This is a genomic window from Xanthomonas sp. CFBP 8443 (genome assembly GCF_025666195.1).
Taxonomy (GTDB): Bacteria; Pseudomonadota; Gammaproteobacteria; order Xanthomonadales; family Xanthomonadaceae; genus Xanthomonas_A.
This window is the reverse complement of record NZ_CP102592.1, coordinates 376687-396834: the sequence shown is the minus strand read 5'-3', so window position 1 is coordinate 396834 and position 20148 is coordinate 376687. Positions and strand designations below refer to the sequence as shown.

General features: G+C 70.1%; 18 protein-coding genes. 6 read left to right on the top strand and 12 right to left on the bottom strand.

Going from position 1 to position 20148, the window contains the following annotated elements; genetic code table 11:
* Nucleotides 1-95: 95 nt before the first annotated feature.
* The 3 genes from NUG20_RS01560 to NUG20_RS01550 form a co-directional block, all read right to left on the bottom strand.
* Nucleotides 96-563, bottom strand: coding sequence for a MarR family winged helix-turn-helix transcriptional regulator (locus NUG20_RS01560; RefSeq protein WP_263396722.1), 468 nt, complete (start codon nucleotides 561-563; stop codon nucleotides 96-98).
* 359 nt (nucleotides 564-922) lie between these two features.
* A complete protein-coding gene (zapE, locus tag NUG20_RS01555; RefSeq protein WP_263396721.1) occupies nucleotides 923-2020 on the bottom strand; it encodes a cell division protein ZapE in 1098 nt (365 codons plus the stop codon).
* Nucleotides 2021-2081: 61 nt separating this feature from the next.
* Nucleotides 2082-2747: an alpha/beta hydrolase gene (locus NUG20_RS01550; protein WP_263396720.1), complete on the bottom strand. Its 666-nt coding sequence runs from the start codon at nucleotides 2745-2747 to the stop codon at nucleotides 2082-2084.
* A gap of 84 nt (nucleotides 2748-2831) precedes the next feature.
* Here NUG20_RS01550 and NUG20_RS01545 point away from each other — a divergent pair, with 84 nt between their 5' ends.
* Nucleotides 2832-3695, top strand: a complete 864-nt coding sequence (locus tag NUG20_RS01545) for an EamA family transporter (RefSeq protein ID WP_263396719.1) — start codon at nucleotides 2832-2834, stop codon at nucleotides 3693-3695.
* 187 nt (nucleotides 3696-3882) lie between these two features.
* On the opposite strand, the gene NUG20_RS01540 is transcribed toward NUG20_RS01545, so the two are convergent.
* Nucleotides 3883-5208 (bottom strand): GTP-binding protein, encoded by a 1326-nt coding sequence (locus tag NUG20_RS01540; RefSeq protein WP_263396718.1) that lies wholly within the window; start codon nucleotides 5206-5208, stop codon nucleotides 3883-3885.
* A 62-nt stretch (nucleotides 5209-5270) separates the two neighbouring features.
* Between NUG20_RS01540 and NUG20_RS01535 the strand changes: the two genes are divergently transcribed.
* Nucleotides 5271-5651, top strand: coding sequence for a MerC family mercury resistance protein (locus NUG20_RS01535; protein WP_263396717.1), 381 nt, complete (start codon nucleotides 5271-5273; stop codon nucleotides 5649-5651).
* Nucleotides 5652-5852: 201 nt separating this feature from the next.
* Here the strand turns inward: NUG20_RS01535 and NUG20_RS01530 are convergent, their stop codons facing one another.
* From NUG20_RS01530 to NUG20_RS01520, 3 genes are all read right to left on the bottom strand, one after another.
* Nucleotides 5853-7580: an ExeM/NucH family extracellular endonuclease gene (locus tag NUG20_RS01530; RefSeq protein ID WP_263396716.1), complete on the bottom strand. Its 1728-nt coding sequence runs from the start codon at nucleotides 7578-7580 to the stop codon at nucleotides 5853-5855.
* 98 nt (nucleotides 7581-7678) lie between these two features.
* A complete protein-coding gene (locus NUG20_RS01525; protein ID WP_263396715.1) occupies nucleotides 7679-8197 on the bottom strand; it encodes a c-type cytochrome in 519 nt (172 codons plus the stop codon).
* 388 nt (nucleotides 8198-8585) lie between these two features.
* The gene (locus NUG20_RS01520) at nucleotides 8586-9203 is read right to left on the bottom strand and encodes a TetR/AcrR family transcriptional regulator (RefSeq protein WP_263396714.1); all 618 of its coding nucleotides are present in this window, start codon (nucleotides 9201-9203) and stop codon (nucleotides 8586-8588) included.
* Nucleotides 9204-9340: 137 nt separating this feature from the next.
* Here NUG20_RS01520 and NUG20_RS01515 point away from each other — a divergent pair, with 137 nt between their 5' ends.
* From NUG20_RS01515 to NUG20_RS01500, 4 genes are all read left to right on the top strand, one after another.
* Complete coding sequence (locus NUG20_RS01515) at nucleotides 9341-10504, top strand: isovaleryl-CoA dehydrogenase (RefSeq protein ID WP_263396713.1); 1164 nt, start codon at nucleotides 9341-9343, stop codon at nucleotides 10502-10504.
* A gap of 106 nt (nucleotides 10505-10610) precedes the next feature.
* Nucleotides 10611-12221: a carboxyl transferase domain-containing protein gene (locus NUG20_RS01510; protein WP_263396712.1), complete on the top strand. Its 1611-nt coding sequence runs from the start codon at nucleotides 10611-10613 to the stop codon at nucleotides 12219-12221.
* A 752-nt stretch (nucleotides 12222-12973) separates the two neighbouring features.
* Entirely contained in the window at nucleotides 12974-14986 is a 2013-nt protein-coding gene (locus NUG20_RS01505) for an acetyl/propionyl/methylcrotonyl-CoA carboxylase subunit alpha (RefSeq protein WP_263396711.1), read from the top strand.
* Nucleotides 14987-15181: 195 nt separating this feature from the next.
* Nucleotides 15182-15922, top strand: a complete 741-nt coding sequence (locus NUG20_RS01500; RefSeq protein ID WP_263396710.1) for a DUF6065 family protein — start codon at nucleotides 15182-15184, stop codon at nucleotides 15920-15922.
* 7 nt (nucleotides 15923-15929) lie between these two features.
* On the opposite strand, the gene NUG20_RS01495 is transcribed toward NUG20_RS01500, so the two are convergent.
* From NUG20_RS01495 to NUG20_RS01475, 5 genes are all read right to left on the bottom strand, one after another.
* The gene (locus NUG20_RS01495) at nucleotides 15930-16322 is read right to left on the bottom strand and encodes a hypothetical protein (protein WP_263396709.1); all 393 of its coding nucleotides are present in this window, start codon (nucleotides 16320-16322) and stop codon (nucleotides 15930-15932) included.
* 375 nt (nucleotides 16323-16697) lie between these two features.
* A complete protein-coding gene (locus NUG20_RS01490; RefSeq protein WP_263396708.1) occupies nucleotides 16698-17114 on the bottom strand; it encodes a hypothetical protein in 417 nt (138 codons plus the stop codon).
* Nucleotides 17115-17260: 146 nt separating this feature from the next.
* On the bottom strand, nucleotides 17261-17806 hold the full coding sequence (locus tag NUG20_RS01485; RefSeq protein WP_263396707.1) for an excalibur calcium-binding domain-containing protein: 546 nt from the start codon (nucleotides 17804-17806) through the stop codon (nucleotides 17261-17263).
* A gap of 90 nt (nucleotides 17807-17896) precedes the next feature.
* Complete coding sequence (chrA, locus tag NUG20_RS01480; RefSeq protein WP_263396706.1) at nucleotides 17897-19111, bottom strand: chromate efflux transporter; 1215 nt, start codon at nucleotides 19109-19111, stop codon at nucleotides 17897-17899.
* A gap of 615 nt (nucleotides 19112-19726) precedes the next feature.
* On the bottom strand, nucleotides 19727-20077 hold the full coding sequence (locus NUG20_RS01475) for a hypothetical protein (protein WP_263396705.1): 351 nt from the start codon (nucleotides 20075-20077) through the stop codon (nucleotides 19727-19729).
* Nucleotides 20078-20148 lie beyond the last annotated feature (71 nt).

The following is a 20148-nucleotide window of genomic DNA, read 5'->3' as shown; positions in this document are numbered from 1 at the left end:
TGGTTCTCCTGATGGGGCGCGAGGCGCCGGGTTGATTGATAACGATTTAATAGCACACTATATAATTAACGGAACGTCATGCCTTGGCGACAACCTCAGCCGCCGCCCAGATTGCCGCGCAGGGTTTCCAGTTGCTGCTTGAGCTGGCGCAGGTCCTGCAGCGAACAGGCCGCGGCGCAGAACACCTGCTCGGGCACTGCGCCGACCTTGTTGCGCAAGGCGCGGCCGGCCGCGGTCAGGCGCACCACGACCTGGCGTTCGTCGTCGGCCGAGCGCTCGCGGGTCACCAGGCCGCTGGCCTGCAACCGCTTCAGCAGCGGCGTCAGCGTCGCCGAATCCAGGAACAGGCGCTCGCCGATCGCCCCGACCGTGCGCGCGTCCTGTTCCCACAGCACCAGCATCACCAGGTACTGCGGATAGGTCAGGTCCAGCGTTTTCAGCAGGCCGCGGTAGAGCTTGTGCATCGCCAGGTTGGCCGAGTAGAGCGCGAAGCACAGCTGCTGATCCAACTGCAGTGCCGCGTCGCGGCTGGGGATCTCGGCAGGGGTGCGCTTCTTCGGCATGGGTGCAATTTACATAGCGCGCTATTTAATTGCAAGCACTTCGATCTGGAATAGTCGGGTGTCTACCGCCCTCGCACATCGCGACCGAGGGCCAGTCCCAAAAGTGCATCGTGCTTGCAGGTCCCCCGCAGGATGGACCTTCGGTCAGGTTGCACAATGCCAGCGAGCCCGCTGCTTCACTCGTCGCGACTGAAGTCGCTCCCACAGGGAGCATGGCGATGCTCGCGCATGCCGCTTCTTGTGGGAGGGACTTCAGTCCCGACTGCATCGTGCCCGGTGAGTCCGCCGCCTCGCTTGTCGCGACTGAGGCCGCTCCCACAGGAAAGCCGGGAGGCCAGCGCCTGCGCGGACCACCGCGCTCAGGCGCGGTGCGCGGTGGCCAGGTACTCGGCGCTCTGCATCTCGATCAGGCGCGAGGCGGTGCGCTCGAATGCGCCGGCCAGGCGCTCGCCGCTGTACAGCTGCGGCGGCGGGTCCTGCGCGGTGCAGACCAGGTTGACCTGACGGTCGTACAGTTCGTCGATCAGGTTGACGAAACGCCGCGCCGCGTCTTCGTTCATGCGGTCGAAGTGCGGGATGTCGCCGAGCAGCACGGTGTTGAACTCGCGCGCGATCTCGATGTAGTCGGACGGCCCGCGCGGGCCTTCGCACAGCGCGGCGAAATCGAACCAGGCGATGCTCTTGCCGCGGCCGCGCACCGGGATCTTGCGCGTTTCGATGACGATGTTGCCGCTGCGCGCTGCTTCGTTGCCGCTGAGTTCGCTCCAACGTCCTTGCAGCCACGCATCGGACTGCGCATCCAGTGGCGCGCGATACACCGGCGAGCGGGTCAGCGCGCGCATGCGGTAGTCCTCGGTGCCTTCGGCGTACAGTTCCACGCAGTACTTCTGCAGCAGCGCGATCGCCGGCAGGAAGCTCTCGCGCTGCAGGCCGTTGAGGTACAGGTTCTGCGGTGCGGTGTTGGAGGTGGTGACCAGGGTCACGCCCTCGGCGAACAGGCGCTCCAGCAGCCGCGCCAGCAGCATCGCATCGCCGATGTCGGTGACGAAGAACTCGTCCAGCACCAGCACGCGCAGCTGGGTACGCCATTCCTGCGCGATCCTGGCCAGCGGGTCGCTCTGCCCGGCATGCTCGCGCAGGCGTTCGTGCACGCCGCGCATGAAGCGGTGGAAGTGGGTGCGGTACTTCTGCTCAATCGGCAGGCCGTCGTAGAACAGGTCGACCAGGAAGGTCTTGCCGCGGCCTACGCCGCCCCAGAAGTACAGGCCGCGCACCGGCTCGGGCTTCTTCCAGAACGCGGCCAGGCGATCCAGCCAGCCATCCTGGTCGCTGTCCACAATCGCGGCGTGGATGCGGTCCAGTTCGGCCAGCGCGGCGTGCTGCGCCGGATCGTCGCGCCAGTCGCCGCGCGCCACGCCGGCGGCATAGCGTTGCGACGGCATGCTCGCTGTGCTCATCGGTGCCGGCCCGCGCCGCGCCGCGCGTGCGGCCACGCGCCTGCCTGTCGCCGCGCCGCGCTCACGCCGGCTTCGCCGGCAGCCACGCCTTGACCCCGTGCTGCAAGGCGCCGCGCAGGTCGATCAGCTTGCGGTGGAAGAAATGGCTGGTGTCGGGCATGCGCACCAGCTCCGGCTGCTGTTCCAGTGTCTCCAGCCATTCGTACACGGCCTGCGGGTCGACGATCTCGTCGGCGTCGCCCTGGATCACCAGCCACTGCGGCGGCGGTTCCACGCCGGCGAAGTCCCAGCGCCCGGCGGGCGGCGCGATCGATACCAGCGCCTGCGGCTGCAGCGCGGCGCTGGCGCGCAGCGACACGTAGGCGCCGAAGCTGAAACCGGCCAGCCACAATGCGTCGTGCGGGCGCTGTGCGCGCACCCACGCCGCCACCGCGGCCAGGTCCTGCTGCTCGCCGTCGCCTTGGTCGAAACTGCCGGCGGAGGCGCCGACGCTGCGGAAGTTGAAGCGCACCACGTGCACGCCGAGCTCGCGCAGCGCGCGCGCGACCATCGTCACCACCTTGTTGTGCATGGTGCCGCCCTCGGTGGACAGCGGGTGGCAGACGATCGCGGTGACCGGCAAGGCGGCCACCTCGGCGTCGGGGAGGTCGACCGCGGCTTCGATCGGTCCGGCGGGGCCGTCCAGCGTCAACGCGCCGGATTCGGTGGGGAAAGCGGGAGAGGTCATGCGCTCATAATACCGGGGCTGGGTGCAGGCCACATGCAGGCCGCATGCACGCAGCGTTCTCTTTCCCGACCGGATCTTCTGCGCGTGGTGTTCGTTCTCCTGAGTGTGGTGTGCAGCGTGCTGGTCTCGGCGCTGCTGAAGCTGGCGCCGCGCCAGCGTATCGACCTAGCCCAGGCGGTGACCTGGAACTACCTGGCGGCGGCGCTGCTGTGCGCGGCGCTGCTGCAACCGCCGCTGGCCTCGCTGCGCAGCGCGCAGACGCCGTGGGCCGCGCTGCTCGGCCTGGCGGTGCTGCTGCCGGCGCTGTTCCTGGTGCTGGGCCGCGCCGTGGCGCTGGCCGGCATCGTGCGCACCGACGCGGCGCAGCGGCTGTCGCTGCTGCTGTCGCTGGCGGCGGCGTTCGCGCTGTTCGGCGAGCGTGCCAACGGCTACAAGCTGGCCGGGCTGGCGCTGGGGCTGTTGGCCATCGCCGGCATCGTGCACCGGCCCGGACCGGCGCCGGACGGCGCAACGCGCGCGGCGCCGTGGCTGCTGCTGGTCTGGGCCGGCTTCGCCCTGATCGACGTGTCGCTCAAGCGCATCGCCCAGGCCGGCACGCCGTTCGCTGCGTCGCTGCTGGTCGCCTTTGCGATCGCCTTCGTGCTGCTGCTCGGCGTGCAGCTGTGGCGGCACGTCCGCGGCACCCGGCCGCTGGCCTGGCGCAACCTGGGTGCCGGCCTGCTGCTGGGGGCGCTCAACTTCGGCAACATCGCGTTCTACGTGCGCGCGCACCAGGCGCTGCCGGACAGCCCGGCGGTGGTGTTCGCGGCGATGAACCTGGGCGTGATCGTGCTCGGTGCGCTGCTCGGCGTAATGGCCTTCGGCGAGAAGACCAGCGCCTGGAACCGTGCCGGGCTGGGGTTGGCGCTGCTGGCGATCGTGTTGATCGCGGTCGGTGCGCGCGGTTAGCGGTGGCGCGTGCGCCACGGATTCTGTCGCGGCTGAAGCCGCTCCTACAGTGCACCCATCCGGCGCCCGGCCCCCTGTAGGAGCGGCTTCAGCCGCGACAAAACGAAGCGCGAAGGCCTGCATGTGGGGATGGTTCGTAGCCGATGAACAGGCAAGCGAACCAGAAATGCCGGCAGTCCCGGCAGCCTCAGCGCCGCCACACCGGAAACGGATCGGCCAGCGCCTGCCAGGCCAGTGGACCGCGTCCCAGTTCCGCGTCGTCGAGCAGGCAGGCGTCGAGTTCGGCGCGCACCCGCGCCTCGTCCAGGCCGACGCCGATCAGCGCCAGCTCCTGGCGGCGGTCGCCCCACAACGGATGCCACAGCGCGCGCAGCGCCGCGTACTCGCGCGCGTCGCCCACCTCCTCGGCCTGCGGCGGCGGTGCGCTCCAGCATGCGTTGTGCTGCCGTTGCCAGCCCAGCTCGGTGTACGGCAGCGGGCGCGGCGGCAACGGCAGCGGCGTGTCCAGCAGGCCCTGCTCCACGCGTTCGCGCGCGGCGTACCAGAAGCCGGCCGCCTGGGTCTGGGTGGCCGCGCCGACGATGGACAGTTCGCCGACCCAGTCCATGCGGCTGGCCAGCCAGAAGAAGCCCTTGCTGCGGATCACGTCGCGCAGGCCACGCTGCGCCAGCCGCGCGAAACGCAGCGGATGGAACGGGCGCCGTGCGCGGTAGACGAAGCTGCCGATATCGAACTGCTCGGTCTCCGGCGCGTGTTCGCCGCGCAACGCCTGCATCCAGCCCGGCGCCAGCTGCGCGCGCACGAAATCGAAGCGGCCGGTGTCCAGCACCAGCGCCAACGGCACGTCGCCATCGCGGGCCTCGACGATGCGCGCGTCGCGGTTGAGCGCGCGCAGCACGGCGTGGGTGCGCGCCACCGTGTCTGCGCTCGCCAGGTCGCACTTGCCGATCACGAGCACGTCGGCGAATTCGATCTGCTCCACCAGCAGGTTGACCAGGCCGCGATCGTCGTCGGCGCCGACCTGCAGGCCGCGCTCGGCCAGGCGCTCTGACGAGCCGAAATCGCGCAGGAAGTTCACCCCGTCGACCACGGTGAGCATGGTGTCCAGCCGCGCCACGTCGGCCAGGCTGCGGCCGTGTTCGTCGCGCACCGCAAAGGTGGCGGCGACCGGCATCGGCTCGGAAATGCCGGTGGATTCGATCAGCAGGTAGTCGTAGCGGCCGCTGTCGGCCAGGCGCTGCACCTCCTGGCGCAGGTCCTCGCGCAGCGTGCAGCAGATGCAGCCGTTGCTGAACTCGACCAGGGTCTCTTCGGTGCGGCTGAGCGCGGCGCCGCCGTCGCGGATCAGCGCGGCATCGATGTTGATCTCGCTCATGTCGTTGACGATCACCGCCACGCGGCGGCCGTCGCGGTTGCGCAGCACGCGGTTGAGCAAGGTGGTCTTGCCGGCGCCGAGGAAGCCGGACAGGACGGTGACGGGAAGGCGGCGGTCGAGCGCGGCGGGCAGTGGCATGGCGGCTTGGACGTGGCGGGAGAAATGTTACTATATAACACTTCAATGCCGGAGCGCCGTCCATGAAAACCCTGCCCCCGCCGTTCTTCGATGCCTCCGCCGTGCTCCTGTCCGGGCTGTGCCTGCTGCATTGCCTGGCTTTGCCGCTGCTGGCCGCGGCGCTGCCGCTGTTCGGCATCTGGGCGCAGGCCGAATGGGTGCATGGGCTGTTCGTGATGCTGGCGCTGCCGCTGGCCGGACTGGCGCTATGGCGCGCGCAGCGGCAACGGCCGCTGCCGTGGCCGCTGTGGGCGATGGCCGCGCTGGGCCTGTGCGGATTGCTGGCCGGCGCGAGCGGATTCCCCAGCGCGCAGGCCGAGACCCCGGCCACCGTGGCCGGCAGCCTGCTGCTGGCGAGCGCGCACCTGTGGAACTGGCGGCGCAACGGACATCGGCACGGGTAGCCGGGATTGGGAATTCGGGATTCGGGATTGGTAAAAGCGGGGCTCGCGATCTGAGAGACCGCGCTTCTCCTTGCGCATCAGGACCGACCCGGCAGCGCAGTCCGCTATTCCGAAAGCCCCGCTAAACGCAGCTGCACCCGGCGCAGATCGCAGCGCTCCGCTTCAACGAATCCCCAAATCCCGAATCCCGAATCCCGGCCTTCAAAGCTCAAAACCCAGCAGCAACGGATCGTGATCGGAGCTGCGCCACGGCCCGGGCAGGTTGCGCGCGCGGTAACCGTCTTGTTCCGGCAGGTCCGCATTGACGTGCCATTCGGTGGCGCCGCGCAGCAGCGGCGCCAGCGCCGGGCTCAGCAGGGCGTGGTCGAGGCGGCCGCTGAGGCCACGGTAGACGAAGCTGTAGGGCTGCTCGACATGCGCCTGCGCCAGCGCATCGCGCCAGCCGGCGTCGCGCAGCAGGCGCAGCGGGTCTTCCATCGCGTAGGCGTTGAAGTCGCCGAGCAGCACGCTGGCGGTGCTGCCGCTGCCGGTCGGATCGGTGCGCAGCCAGGCGTCCAGGCGCCGCGCCGACTCGGTGCGGGTGGCGTTCCAGCAGCCCTGGCCGTCGCCACGATCGGCATCGTCGGCGGCCGCCTCGCCGCAACCCTTGGACTTGAAATGGTTGGCGACGACCACGAACGGCTGCCCGCTGCCGCGCCGGAACGCCTGCGCCAGCGGCACCCGGCTGTGCGCGGCGAACGGGCCGCCTTCCAGCACCGCCGGCTTGCCGACCGGGCTGACCCGCGAGGCGCGGTAGATCAGGCCGACCCGGATCGGGTTGTCGCCCGGGCCGCGCCCGACATCGACGAAACGCCAGTCGCCGCCGTCGCCGGCATTGAGCGCGGTCACCAGCGTGGCGATCGCCGAGGTCGGTCCGTAGCCGTCGTTCTCCAGTTCCATCAACGCGGCGACGTCGGCCTGCAGCGGGCGAATGGTGGCGACCAGCTTGGCCAGCTGCGCCTGGAATTCGGCCGCGGTGCGCGCGCCGCGCAGGGTCGGGAAACTGCCGCCGCGGCCATCGCCGTTGAAGAAGTTCTCCAGGTTGAACGCGGCCACGCGCAGCGTGCCGGCGACCTGCGGCGTGGCCGGCGCCGGCGGCGGGGTCAGCTGCAACGGCGCGGTCGGATACAGCCGCGCGGCGCCATCGACCACGCCGCCGACGATGCCTTCCACGCCCTGCAGCGTCGCCCCGGCACGCGGCGCAACGGCGGCTTCGCCCGTGCCCAGGTACGCGGGCAGGCTGTCGGGCGCATGCGTGCCGGTCTCCCCCAGGCGCAGCAGGCGCTGCGCGTTGTCGGCGACCGCCGCGGCCAGTTCGGCGCTGCCGGGCGCGGCGATTTCGCTGGGCTGCCACAGGCGCCCGCCGAAGGCGACGCCGAGCTCGCCGGCCTTGGCCAGCGCATCGGTGTCGACCACGGTCAGCGGCGCATCGATGCGCACGCGCATGCCGGCCAGCGCCGACCAGTCGGCCGGGGCAGCGTCCAGCGCCTGCAACGGCAAAGGCTGCGCGCGCGCCAGCACAGTGTGCCCGGCCTCGCGCACGCTGCGCCCGGCGAACGCCGTGCCGGCGGACGTCTGGCTGGCCGCGCGCCGCGGCGCCAGTTCGCCCCATACCCGCACCCGGTCGCCCGGCGCCAGCGCGGCATCGGCGTCGCCGTGCACCAGCAGCGCATCGGCGGTGAGCGGATCGCCATCGCCGGCGTCCTGCACCAGATAGCCGCCACCACCGGCTTCCACGCGCGCGGTGACCACGCCTTCGAAGACCACGTTCTGCCCGCTATCGGCCGGCCGCAACTGCCCGATCGGGACCATCTGCGGCGGCGACAGGGCGTAGGCGGCGGGTGCGCCGGCAACCAGCAACAACGACAACAACGGGGGCAGTACGCGCATGCGATCACTCTCCTTAGCTCGCCGGCGCGGAGCCGGCATCGAATACGAACGCGCCGCCCGGAGGCGGCGCTGCAACCCGCATGGACCGGGCCTGCGGATTATTTCAGGTTGGCCAGCATCCAGTCGACCGTGGCGTGGACCTGCGCTTCGCTGAGCGCCGGATTGCCGCCCTTGGGCGGCATGATCCCGCCGTCGGGGCCGGTGTAGCCCTCGATCGCGTGCTTGTACAGCGTGTCCTTGCCTTGCGCGATGCGCGCGTCCCAATGCGAATGGTCCAGGGTCGGCGCCTTGCCGACGCCGGTGGTATGGCAGGCGGTGCACAGGCTGTCGAAGATCACCTTGCCGTCGGTGGTGCCGCCGTAGGCGACCTGCGCCGACGCCTTGGCCAGCGCCGCCGCCTGCGCGGCGGCCTGCGCCGCGGCGCCGGTGCTGCCGGCATAGACCGCGCCCGACGGCGCGATGCGTTCCTCGGTGCGCTTGAGCGCCACCGGCGACACCTCCGGCGGGATCGCCCGCTGCAGGTAGGCCGCGAACACGATCAAGCCGATGGTGATCAGGACCAGCAGGCCGATCACCAACGAGAACCGCTTGAGAAATTCGAGGTCGTAATTCCGCACATCACACCCCTTTGGCACGTGGAGACCGACCACTGCTACGCGGCCGAGTATAGCCAGCGTTTGCCGCGCACGGCAGCCCCAGCGACGCGACGAATCGCAGCCGATGCGTGCTGCATCGCAGCAGTCGGGCGCGCGACGCCACCGCCATCACAGCTGCGACCACGCCGCAGCCGACCGACAATCGCACTTCTGTAGGCGCGGCTTCAGCCGCGACGAACGGAGCGGCAGACCTTCCGACGTCGAATGCCTTCGACGCCGAACCCTCGCACGGCGCACTCCCGCATCGCAGTCGGATGCATCGAGCGGGGCACGCGGCATTGGCTACTCCACGCCAAGCCCGTACACCGACCATCTCTTCGCACCCGCCGAACATGGCTCGCAAGCGCCGCTACGGCGACGGCGCACTGCCGACCGCGCGCAGGCAGAAACCGCACACCGCCTCGACCAGGCGTTCGCTGTCGCGCGGGCCGTCGCGGCTGGGCGCGGTCGGCCCGACCAGGGCCTCGGTGTAGGCGCCGACAAGGCAGGCGGCTGCGGCGTCCAGGTCCTGCGCCGGGAATTCGCCCGCGGCCACGCCGTCGGCGAGGATGCCCTTGAACAGATCGCCGAACAGGCGCCGGCAGCGGATGCGCTCGGCGTCCACCTCCGGCTCCACCGGTTCGGCGATGAAGGCGTAGGCCAGCCCCGGCCCGGCCAGCGCGCGGCGCACGAACGAGGCGATCGCCGCGCGCAGGCGCTGCGCCGCCGGCGCCGGTTCGGCGGCGATGCCGCGCAGGATCGCCAGTTCGTAGTCCACCGCCGCGGTCAGCACTTCGACGAACAGCTCGGCCTTGGACGGGAAGTGGCGGTAGATCAGCCCGGTGGACACCCCCGCCTCGGCCGCTACCGCGGTCACCGGCGCGCCGCGGAAGCCGCCCGCGGCGACCAGCCGGCGCGCCGCCAGCAGGATCCGCTGGCGGTTGCCGGCAAGGCGTTCTTCCATCAGCGCGGAGCGTTTGTAGGCCATGGGTGATTCTAGGTTCAATTAATGAATTATTGTTCACTTCTTTGCCGTTCCCGGCTACGCTGGCGTCCATTCCCCGGCGCCGCCTGGATTCTAGGCGCCCCATCCGCCGCACGCCCGCCTTTCGGAGCCCGCCCGCCATGTTGATGCCGTCGTTGAATTTCGAACTGGGCGAGGACATCGACCTGCTGCGCGACACGGTGGCCGCGTTCGCCGCGCGCGAGATCGCGCCGCTGGCCGAGCAGGCCGATCGCGACAACGCGTTCCCGGCACCGCTGTGGCGCAAGCTCGGCGAGCAGGGCCTGCTCGGGCTGACCGTGGAAGAGGAATACGGCGGCAGCGCGATGGGCTACCTGGCGCACGTGGTGGCGATGGAGGAGATCTCGCGCGCCTCCGGCGCGATCGGCCTGTCCTACGGCGCGCATTCGAACCTGTGCGTGAACCAGCTGCGCAAGAACGGCAGCGACGCGCAGAAGGCGCGCTACCTGCCCCGGCTGTGCAGCGGCGAGCACGTCGGTGCGCTGGCGATGAGCGAACCGGGCGCCGGTTCGGACGTGGTCTCGATGAAGCTGCGCGCCGAGCTGCGCGGCGACCGCTACGTGCTCAACGGCAACAAGATGTGGATCACCAACGGTCCGGACGCCGACGTGCTGGTGGTCTACGCCAAGACCGACCCGGCCGGCGGCGCGCGCGGCATCACCGCGTTCCTGGTCGAGAAGGGCATGCCCGGCTTCAGCACCGCGCAGAAGCTGGACAAGCTCGGCATGCGCGGCTCCAACACCTGCGAACTGGTGTTCCAGGACTGCGAGGTGCCGGTGGAGAACGTGCTGGGCAGCGTCGGCGGCGGCGTGCGCGTGCTGATGTCGGGCCTGGACTACGAGCGGCTGGTACTGTCCGGCGGCCCGCTGGGGCTGATGGCCGCGGCGATGGACGTGGTGATGCCGTACGTGCACGAGCGCCGCCAGTTCGGCGAGGCGATCGGCAGCTTCCAGCTGATGCAGGGCAAGCTGGCCGACATGTACGTGGGCCTGAACGCCTGCCGCGCCTACGTGTATGCGGTGGCGCGCGCCTGCGACGCCGGCCGCACCACCCGCCAGGACGCCGCCGGCGCGATCCTGTACGCCGCCGAGAAGGCGACCTGGCTCACCGGCCAGGCGATCCAGGTGCTCGGCGGCAACGGCTACATCAACGATTACCCGACCGGGCGCCTGTGGCGCGACGCCAAGCTGTACGAGATCGGCGCCGGCACCTCGGAGATCCGCCGCATGCTGATCGGCCGCGAATTGTTCGAGCGGACCAAGTGAGCGCTTCATGTAGGAGCGGCTTTAGCCGCGACACATCCTCTGGTAAAGCGTCGCGGCTAAAGCCGCTCCTACACGAATTTCCTTTCCTCCTTTCGATGGCCCTGCCATGAGCGTGATCCAGACCCAGTTGCAACCCGGCAGCGACGCCTTCGCCGCCAACGCCGCGGCGCTGCGCGCGGTGGTCGACGACCTGCAGCAGACCCAGGCGCGCATCGCCCAGGGCGGCAGCGACGCCGCGCGCGCCAAGCACCAGGCGCGCGGCAAGCTGCTGGCGCGCGAGCGCATCGACGCACTGCTCGACCCGGGCAGCGCCTTCCTGGAGATCGCCCCGCTGGCCGCGCTGGGCCTGTACGCCGACGAAGTGCCGTGCGCCGGCGTGGTCGCCGGCATCGGCCGCGTGTCCGGCGTGGAATGCGTGATCGTCGCCAACGACGCCACGGTCAAAGGCGGCACCTATTACCCGATGACGGTGAAGAAGCATCTGCGCGCGCAGGAGATCGCGCAGCAGAACCGGCTGCCGTGCATCTACCTGGTCGATTCGGGCGGCGCGTTCCTGCCGCTGCAGGACGAGGTGTTCCCCGACCGCGACCACTTCGGCCGCATCTTCTACAACCAGGCCAACCTGTCGGCGCAGGGCATCGCCCAGATCGCCTGCGTGATGGGCTCGTGCACCGCCGGCGGCGCCTACGTGCCGGCGATGAGCGACGAGACGGTGATCGTGCGCGAGCAGGGCACCATCTTCCTCGGCGGCCCGCCGCTGGTGAAGGCGGCCACCGGCGAGGAAGTCAGCGCCGAGGAACTGGGCGGCGCCGACGTGCACACGCGCATCTCCGGCGTGGCCGACCACTTCGCCGACAACGACCTGCAGGCGCTGGCGCGGGTGCGCGCGATCGTGGCCCAGCTCAACTGGCGCAAGCCCGAGCCGGCGCTGGCGCTGCGCGCACCGGAGCCGCCGCTGTATCCGGCCGAGGAACTGTACGGGGTGATCCCGGCCGACCCGCGCAAGCCGTTCGACGTGCGCGAGGTGATCGCGCGGGTGGTCGACGGCTCGCGTCTGGACGAGTTCAAGGCGCGCTACGGCACCACCCTGGTCACCGGCTTCGCGCACCTTCACGGCTATCCGGTCGGCATCGTCGCCAACAACGGCATCCTGTTCTCCGAGTCGGCGCTGAAGGGCGCGCACTTCATCGAACTGTGCGCGCAGCGCGGCATCCCGCTGGTGTTCCTGCAGAACATCACCGGCTTCATGGTCGGGCGCAAGTACGAGCATGGCGGCATCGCCAAGGACGGGGCCAAGCTGGTGATGGCGGTGGCCTGCGCGAAGGTGCCCAAGTTCACGGTGGTGATCGGCGGTTCGTTCGGCGCCGGCAACTACGGCATGTGCGGCCGCGCGTATTCGCCGAATTTCCTGTGGATGTGGCCGAACGCGCGGATCGGGGTGATGGGCGGGGAGCAGGCGGCGAGCGTGCTGGCGACGGTACGCCGCGACGGCATCGAGGCCAAGGGCGGCAGTTGGTCGACGGAGGACGAGGGCGCGTTCAAGACGCCGATCCGCGAGCAGTTCGAACGCCAGGGCCACCCGTACTACGCCAGCGCGCGGCTGTGGGACGACGGCATCATCGATCCGGCGCAGACGCGGCGGGTCTTGGGACTGGGATTGTCGGCGGCGTTGAACGCGCCGGCGGAACCGACCAAATTCGGGGTGTTCCGGATGTGAGCGGGTATTGCCGCCCGGCTTGCAGCGTGGCGCGACCGATGTCCGCCGCAAACACCATGCACGCAGCAGGCTCCACTCCTGCCGTTGCTCCTGCCGTTGCTCCTGCTGTTGCCGTTGCTCCTGCTCTTGCTTCGCTTTTGATTTACCGGGCCCCCTCGGCGCGGCAGGCCCGGCGGGCGAATACCCGAAGGGCGGCGCGCAGGATGCGCGACGTTTTTCGCCGGCACATGGATGTGCCGTCGAAAAATGCCCGTTGGGACTGCGGACCTGGAGCGCGCAGCGCGGAAGGCGCGCTGCGGGGTGTGCTTTCTTTTGGTTACTTTTCTTTGCACAAGCAAAGAAAAGTGACCCGCGCCAGCGGAAGCTCTTGCTCTTGCTTCAAGCTTTCAAAGCTTCAAGTGCCAGCACAAAGGCAGAGGCAAAGCTTTCGCCTTTGGGCGAGTCACTTTTCTTTGCTCGCGCAAAGAAAAGTAACCAAAAGAAAGCGCGCCCTGCCTAGCGCCCTCCGCGCTGCGCGCTCCGGGTCCGCGTCCATGACGGGGATTCGCGGAAGGGGCATCCTGCCCCTGCCGCGAACGGCGCACATCCCTGTGCGCCGCCCTTCGGGTTTTTCCCCGCCATGGCCGCCGCTTCGGAAGGGAACCCGGTAAGTCAAAAGCAATGGCAACAGCAACAGCCAAAGCAACTGCAACTGCAACTGCAACTGCAACTGCGCGAGCAACACACGACACCCCTTCTCCAGGCAACTGACCATGGCCACGCCCGACCTGCCGATGTTCGACAAGATCCTGATCGCCAATCGCGGCGAGATCGCCTGCCGCGTGATCGCCACCTGCCGCAAGCTCGGCATCGCCAGCGTCGCCGTGTACTCCGACGCCGACCGCGACGCGCGCCACGTGCGCCTGGCCGACGAAGCGATCCATATCGGCCCCGCGCCCGCGCGCGACAGCTACCTGCGCAGCGAACGCATCCTCGATGCCGCCCACGCCAGCGGCGCCCAGGCGATCCATCCCGGCTACGGCTTCCTGTCCGAGAACGCCGACTTCGCCGAGGCCTGCGCCGCGCGCGGCATCGTGTTCATCGGGCCGCCGCCGGCAGCGATCCGCGCGATGGGCGACAAGAGCGCGGCTAAGGCGTTGATGCACGCGGCCGGCGTGCCGCTGACCCCCGGCTACCACGGCGAACGCCAGGAACCGGAATTCCTGCGCGCGCAGGCCGATGCCATCGGCTATCCGGTACTGATCAAGGCCAGCGCCGGCGGCGGCGGCAAGGGCATGCGCCGCGTCGACCGCAGCGAGGAGTTCGTCGCCGCCCTGGCCGCCTGCCAGCGCGAAGCCCAGGCCGCGTTCGGCAACGCGCACGTGCTGGTGGAAAAGTACGTGCTGCGCCCACGGCATATCGAGATCCAGGTGTTCGGCGACCGCCACGGCGAGCTGGCCTACCTGTTCGAACGCGATTGCTCGGTGCAGCGCCGCCACCAGAAGGTGCTGGAGGAAGCGCCGGCGCCGGGCATGGATGCAGAACGTCGCGCGGCGATGGGCCAGGCCGCGGTGGAAGCGGCGCGCACGGTCGGCTATGTCGGTGCCGGCACCGTGGAGTTCATCGTCGCGCCCGACGGCGCGTTCTACTTCATGGAAATGAACACGCGGTTGCAGGTGGAGCATCCGGTCACCGAGTGCATCACCGGCACCGACCTGGTCGAATGGCAGCTGCGCGTGGCCGCCGGCCAACCGTTGCCCAGGCGCCAGCACGAACTGGCGATCCGCGGCCATGCGCTGGAAGCGCGGCTGTATGCCGAGGACCCGGCGCGCGGTTTCCTGCCCTCGACCGGCACGCTGCAGCACCTGCGCCTGCCGGCCGCGGACGCGCATACCCGCGTCGATGCCGGCGTCGAACAGGGCGATGTGATCGGCCCGCACTACGACCCGATGATCGCCAAGCTGATCGTCTGGGACGAGACCCGCGAACGCGCGCTGCGGCGCATGCAGGCGGCGCTGGCCGCGTGCCAGGTGGTCGGCGTGGCCACCAATGCCGCGTTCCTGCAGCGCCTGATCGGCACCGCGGCGTTCGCGCAGGCCGATCTGGATACCGCGTTGATCGAACGCGAGCACGCGGCCCTGTTCGATGCCGCGCCGGCCACCGCCGAATCGACCTGGAGCCTGGCCGCGCTGGCATGGCTGCTGCACGAGCGCCATGACGCCGCACAGGCGGGCGATCCGCATTCGCCCTGGGACCTGCGCGATGGCTGGCGCCTGGGCGCGCCTGCGCCGCGCAGCCTGATCCTGCAGCACGGCGAGGCACGCCGCACATTGCGCGCGACCGCGACCGATGCCGGCTGGCGCGTGCGCGACGACGCCACCGACGCGGTGCTGCTCGCCGCCGGCCGCCTGCACGACGACGGCCGCCTGCAGGCGCAACTGGACGCGCAGCGCGTCCACGCCGACGCGGTGTTCGCCGGCGCCCGCCTGCACCTGTTCGTCGATGGACAATCGCACCAGTTCGACCTGCACGACCCGGTGGCCGAGGCCGACCAGCCGATCGCCGATGCCGGCGGGCTGACCGCGCCGATGCCTGGCCGCGTCGTCGCCCTGCTGGTCGCGCCCGGCACGCAAGTGGCACGCGGCACGCCGCTGCTGGTGCTGGAGGCGATGAAGATGGAGCACACCTTGCAGGCCCCGGCCGACGGCGTGGTGCATGGCTACCGCGTGCGCGAGGGCGAACTGGTCGGCGACGGCGTGGCGCTGCTGGATTTCGAGGCGGCCTAGCGCGCACCCTCGCGCCAGGATCCAGCACGCGCTGCAGGCACGGTGCCACCGCTCGCAGCGTCGGCCGCGCACGACCGCAACCCAACGCGTGCAACGCTGCGGCCGACCGCAGCGCCGACACTTCGGCAGCACCCGGTCGCCATGCCGACGCCGACGCGTCACACTCGGCGCACGTCCTCAGCCGATGCCGCCGCCATGAAGCTCACCGCCCACGTTCTCGACGGCCACACCCTCGACGTGCGCCCGGCGCCGCGCGAGCGGCCGTGGATGGACCGCACCGACCAGCGCTACGCCTACCGCTGCCTGCCGCTGGACATCGCCAACGCGCACGGCTGGGAGTTGTTGTGCCAGAGCGGCTTCGAGGCCGAGTGGAGCGGCGGCAACGGACTCGATGACATCCGCCTCCATGCCGACGCCGGCGGCCACGCGCCGGCGGTCAGCCACTTCGGCTACGGCGTGCTCACCTTCCACGTGCCCTGCCTGTTCCGCACCGAGCCGGGCGTGGATCTGTACGTGACCGCGCCGGTCAACCGGCCCAAGGACGGCATCGCCGGGCTGACCGGACTGATCGAAACCGACTGGAGTCCATATACCTTCACCATGAACTGGCAGTTCACCCGCCCCGGACGGGTGCGCTTCGACGCCGGCGAACCGTTCTGCCATTTCTTTCCGGTGCAGCGCCGGGTACTGGCCGAGACGCAGCCGCGCTGGCAGCCGCTGTCGCAGACCCCGGAACTGGAGCGCGACTACCAGGCCTGGATGCGCAGCCGCGGCCAGTTCCTGCACGATCTGGAGCGGGACGATCCAGAGGCCAAACGCGAAGGCTGGCAGCGCAGCTATTTCCGCGGGCCGGCGCCGGGGCACTGCCCAGCCGGCGTCGAGCACCGGGTCAAGCTGCGGCTGGCGCCGTTCACCCGCGACGACGACGCCGGCTGAGCGCGATTCAGCGCGGCGCGGAGGGCGCGTGCCGCTGCCGGGCACGGCTGGACATGCGGAACACGCCATAGGCCAGCACTAACCCGAGCAGGCCGGCGAACCCATGCGCCCAGTCGAACACCCGCGGCGCCGCGCCACCGAGTTCGTCGCCCCAGACATTCAACACGACCAGCACGATCGCCGTCGCCGCCAGGCCGAGCAGGAACCAGGCGCGGCTGGCCCCCAACGCGTAGAACAAAAACGGCAATCCCAACCCGACCAGGAAATGCACCGGGAAAAAGTACACCGCGCCGTACGGGCGCACCAGGAACCAGAGGATGACGGCGACCGCCGCCACGAAGACGAAGAAGCCCAGCGACAGCGCGCGGGTCTTGGCGGGAGGAAGTCGAGGCTCGGACATGGAAACACCTGTGCGGGAGCCTCGACCTTAGCGAAGCCGGTATCACGGTGCGGTCAAGACCGCGGCGATGCGCGCCAGCGTCGGACTGCGCCGCGATGAGTCGTTTTCGGCGCGGCATATGTGTGCGCGCTGGCGGTCGGCGGTGCCTGTGCATGCAACGTCTGCGCCGCCCAAGGACCCACAACCGAGCCAGCCAGCGCCGGAATGACGCCACGTACCAAGCCACTCTGCCGAACAGTCCATCGCCGCGGCAATCGTGTCGATGCCGCGCCTATAGAACGCGGACCGGTACACGACCGTGCCAGGAAGTGTCATCGGGAAGAACGGCACCTTGCCGCATGCCGCAGCGGATGACGGACGAGCGCAGCGAATCGGCTAGTCCGTGTGGGCGAGCGCGAGCCCGCCCTGGCCATCCGGCCACCAGACTTCGCCCAGTTCGGAGCTGGCATCGAAGAAGCCCAGGCCATGCTTGGCGGCCAGGCCGTACATGGCTGCGTACGCCTCTTGCGCCTGCGACCAGGCGAACGCCGCAAAGATGAGCGAACGGCCGACGCTGTAGTCGGTGGCGCGCCCAGGCGCTTCGTCGACGTCGTCCGCGGCCAGCGGGCCGTTCATCGGCGGAAACGCAGCGATCATGTCCAGGAACCATGCGCGCAGCGGTGCCGAGCTCACGGCCGGATCGTCGTAGCCGTGCTCCTCGCTCCATTCGGTCTGGGTCTCGTACCAGGCCAGGAACTGCGCGCGCTGTCGCGGTGCCGCATCCATGTCGAATACCGTCAGGTCGTAACTCATCCCATCTTCCTAGTCGAGGCGCGGGCGCTGCAGTGGCCACGGCGAGTGTGTGGGCGCGCAAGCAGGCGCGTCAACGTAGCTGCCCGGAGCCGCGCGCGCCGCCCTCGGCACGCAAGGTCCGCAACGCATGCTGCATCCGTCGCGCACTAGTGACACCACTGCTGCTCGCACGGCACGCCGTCGTGGTTGCCATCCATCTTCGCGCCAGGGCAATGCTGCAGAAAATAGGTGGCCTCCTCGCACGAGGTCATCTGCGTGCAGCGGGTGCGTCCGTCGCACTGGAAGCGCGGCTCGGCGGCCGCCTGCGTAGCCGGCGCCACCGGTGCGGTCATGTCCGGCACCGGCGCGGCGGCGAAGCGCGGTGCGATCAGCGAATACGCATAGACGCCGATGCCGAGCAGCACCAACACCGCCAGCCCGCTGCCGAGCGCGCCACGACGCCGCCTGCCGGCAGCGGCCGGGCGCCCGCGCCTGGCCGGAGCATGCCCCGGACGCATTACCCGCACCGCACGCGGCCGCCCTTCCGCGTCGTGTTCCAGATCGAACGAAATCAACTCGCCGAGCCGCGGACGCACGCCGTCGCGCGGGAACGATGCGATGTGCACGAAGATTTCGGCATCGCCATGCGCCGAGCGTACGAAGCCGAAGCCGCGCTCCTCGTTCCATTTGATCAACGTTCCGTGCGTGCGCATGGGGCCACCTGGAAATGAGCAACTGGCATCACGACCTGCTTGCCGACAGCAACGTCGGGGACGCTCGGCGGCGGCCAGCGCCGGCTGCGCCTATCGCACCGTCGCCCCGAGCGCGCCAAGGCCGAGCGTCGCCGCCACACACCATGCCACGACCCACAGCGCCGGGCGCTGCAGGCGCGCCATCAGCACCAGGCCCAACGCTACCACCAGTAGGTCCGGCGGGCTGCGGATCCCGTCGCGCCACAATGGGTCGTACAGCGCCGCGGCCAGCAGACCGACCACCGCGGCATTGATGCCGGCCAGGGCCCGCGCCACCGGCGGGCGCCAGGCCAGCGCCTGCCACAGCGGCAACGCCGCGCCCAAGGCCAACATGCCCGGCGCGAACAACGCCGCCAGCGCCAACGCCGCACCCGCGCCAGGGGCGACGCCTGCGCCGGCGTTCGCGCCCAGGTAGGCGGCCAGCGTGAACATCGGGCCCGGCATCGCCTGGGCCGCGCCATAGCCGGCGAGGAAGGTATCGGCCGACATCCAGCCGCTGGCGACCAGCTCGCGTTGCAGCAGCGGCAGCACCACGTGGCCGCCGCCGAACACCAGCGCCCCGGCGCGATAGAACGCCGCGGCGATCGACGCCGGCGATGGCGGCGCAGCGGTCTGCGTGGACGCCCACAGGGCGGCCACCAGCAGCCCGCCGAACGCCAACGCGCAGAGCGTCCCCACATCGCGCCGCCAGCGCCACGGCGCGGCGGCGGCCATCGCCACCGGCGGCGGCCGACACCACGCGATCCCGGCCAGCGCGCCCAGCCCGATCGCCAGCGGCTGGCCCCAGCCGCGGTCGAGCGCCAGCACCAGGGCGGCGGCGGTCACCGCCAACAGCGCGCGGCGCAGGTCCGGGGTCAGCGTGCGCGCCATCGCGTACACGCCATGCGCGACCACCACCACCGCGACCAGCTTGAGTCCGTGCAGCAGTTCCGCGCCGAGCGGATGCAGCAGCCACCGCGGTGCGGACAGCGCCAGCGCGAACATCAGCAGCGCCGACGGCAGGGTGAAGCCGACGAACGCCGCCACCGCCCCGCGCCAGCCCGCGCAGCGCCAGCCGATGGCGACGCCCAGCTGGCTGCTGGTCGGGCCGGGCAGCACCTGGCACAACGACAGCAGCTGCGCGAAGCCGGCCTCGTCCAGCCAGCCGCGGCGGCGCACGAATTCCTCGCGGAAATAGCCCAGGTGCGCGAGCGGGCCGCCGAAACTGGTCAATCCCAGGCGCAGGAACACGCGCAGCACGTCGCTGGCGCGGACCGGCGCGGACATCGGCGGACGTTCGGCAACAGACATACGGCGCCCCTCGCGCAGCGCCGACGGTGGCGCAGGCCGATTCTGCCAGGGTGCGATGACTGCCGCCGTATCGCCGATGCACCCGGCACACGCCGATCAGTTGGGGCGCCTCCGGCGTGGTTCGTGTGCGTATGCGGCACGCGGCGGCGGCGCACGGCAGCCGCACGTGGCTGCGCAACTGTCTACTTCGTGCGTCGGGACGATCGGCTAGAGTCGAAACCGTCGAGCGACGCGCCGGATCGCGCGCGATGGATGCGCATCCGGCGCACGCCGCGTCAGCTGGCAGCGCGTGGCAGGTCAACGCCCGCTTGCGGCATTCGTCCCCCGATGCTGCACCATGCCGGCGCCTGCCTCCTGCGCTCGACGCAGCTGTAGCGCCATGGAGTGCATGCCGGGCGGGGCGTCTTGCCTCGCCCGGCGTGCGGCGGTTGCAAGCCGATGGCCGGTGCGACCCCACGCTGCTTGCAAAACGCGGGCCCACAGCAGCTCGCCGCGGATGCGCCGGAGCCTGCGACGGGCCCTGCAGCGCAAGCATCCACGGCAACCGCGTCGACTGTGATTCCCGTAAAAGCGGTACCGTCCTGCGTACTGCTAAGAACCACCCTCCAGCCCTTTGCGGAAGCTCAAACCAATCGCTGCAAGTCCGAAACCAGCGATTAGCACTGACACCGCATAGAACACCAGCACGACTCCCCAATATTCCATAGGCTGCTCTGCAGAAGTCGCGTGGATGCCGCGCAGGTAGCGGCCATCAAAGCCGATGGATCCGGTCTGCAGGTTCGAGCGTAGGGCAAAGCCACTCATTGCGCCCAGCAGCAGCGTGAAAGTACCACCAGCGATGAAAGTCAGCGGCCTATGCTTCGGTGGCCTGAGCCCCGGAAAAATACGGACTGCTGCGAATATAGAAAACGGAACGAACGCGATTGTCAGCAACAGTTCCACAGGCCTCCCATCAGCTTTCGCCGCGATTCGATGGCATCATTTTCAAGCACCGGCTCCCTAATACCGTCATG

What these genes read in the sequence shown, in the direction of transcription:
- NUG20_RS01560 (WP_263396722.1), bottom strand. Translation starts at nt 563, where the DNA reads ATGCCGAAGAAGCGCACCCCTGCCGAGATCCCCAGCCGCGACGCGGCA.
- zapE (WP_263396721.1), bottom strand. Translation starts at nt 2,020, where the DNA reads ATGAGCACAGCGAGCATGCCGTCGCAACGCTATGCCGCCGGCGTGGCG.
- NUG20_RS01550 (WP_263396720.1), bottom strand. Translation starts at nt 2,747, where the DNA reads ATGACCTCTCCCGCTTTCCCCACCGAATCCGGCGCGTTGACGCTGGAC.
- NUG20_RS01540 (WP_263396718.1), bottom strand. Translation starts at nt 5,208, where the DNA reads ATGCCACTGCCCGCCGCGCTCGACCGCCGCCTTCCCGTCACCGTCCTG.
- NUG20_RS01535 (WP_263396717.1), top strand. Translation starts at nt 5,271, where the DNA reads ATGAAAACCCTGCCCCCGCCGTTCTTCGATGCCTCCGCCGTGCTCCTG.
- NUG20_RS01530 (WP_263396716.1), bottom strand. Translation starts at nt 7,580, where the DNA reads ATGCGCGTACTGCCCCCGTTGTTGTCGTTGTTGCTGGTTGCCGGCGCA.
- NUG20_RS01520 (WP_263396714.1), bottom strand. Translation starts at nt 9,203, where the DNA reads ATGGCCTACAAACGCTCCGCGCTGATGGAAGAACGCCTTGCCGGCAAC.
- NUG20_RS01515 (WP_263396713.1), top strand. Translation starts at nt 9,341, where the DNA reads ATGTTGATGCCGTCGTTGAATTTCGAACTGGGCGAGGACATCGACCTG.
- NUG20_RS01510 (WP_263396712.1), top strand. Translation starts at nt 10,611, where the DNA reads ATGAGCGTGATCCAGACCCAGTTGCAACCCGGCAGCGACGCCTTCGCC.
- NUG20_RS01505 (WP_263396711.1), top strand. Translation starts at nt 12,974, where the DNA reads ATGGCCACGCCCGACCTGCCGATGTTCGACAAGATCCTGATCGCCAAT.
- NUG20_RS01500 (WP_263396710.1), top strand. Translation starts at nt 15,182, where the DNA reads ATGAAGCTCACCGCCCACGTTCTCGACGGCCACACCCTCGACGTGCGC.
- NUG20_RS01495 (WP_263396709.1), bottom strand. Translation starts at nt 16,322, where the DNA reads ATGTCCGAGCCTCGACTTCCTCCCGCCAAGACCCGCGCGCTGTCGCTG.
- NUG20_RS01490 (WP_263396708.1), bottom strand. Translation starts at nt 17,114, where the DNA reads ATGAGTTACGACCTGACGGTATTCGACATGGATGCGGCACCGCGACAG.
- NUG20_RS01485 (WP_263396707.1), bottom strand. Translation starts at nt 17,806, where the DNA reads ATGCGCACGCACGGAACGTTGATCAAATGGAACGAGGAGCGCGGCTTC.
- chrA (WP_263396706.1), bottom strand. Translation starts at nt 19,111, where the DNA reads ATGTCCGCGCCGGTCCGCGCCAGCGACGTGCTGCGCGTGTTCCTGCGC.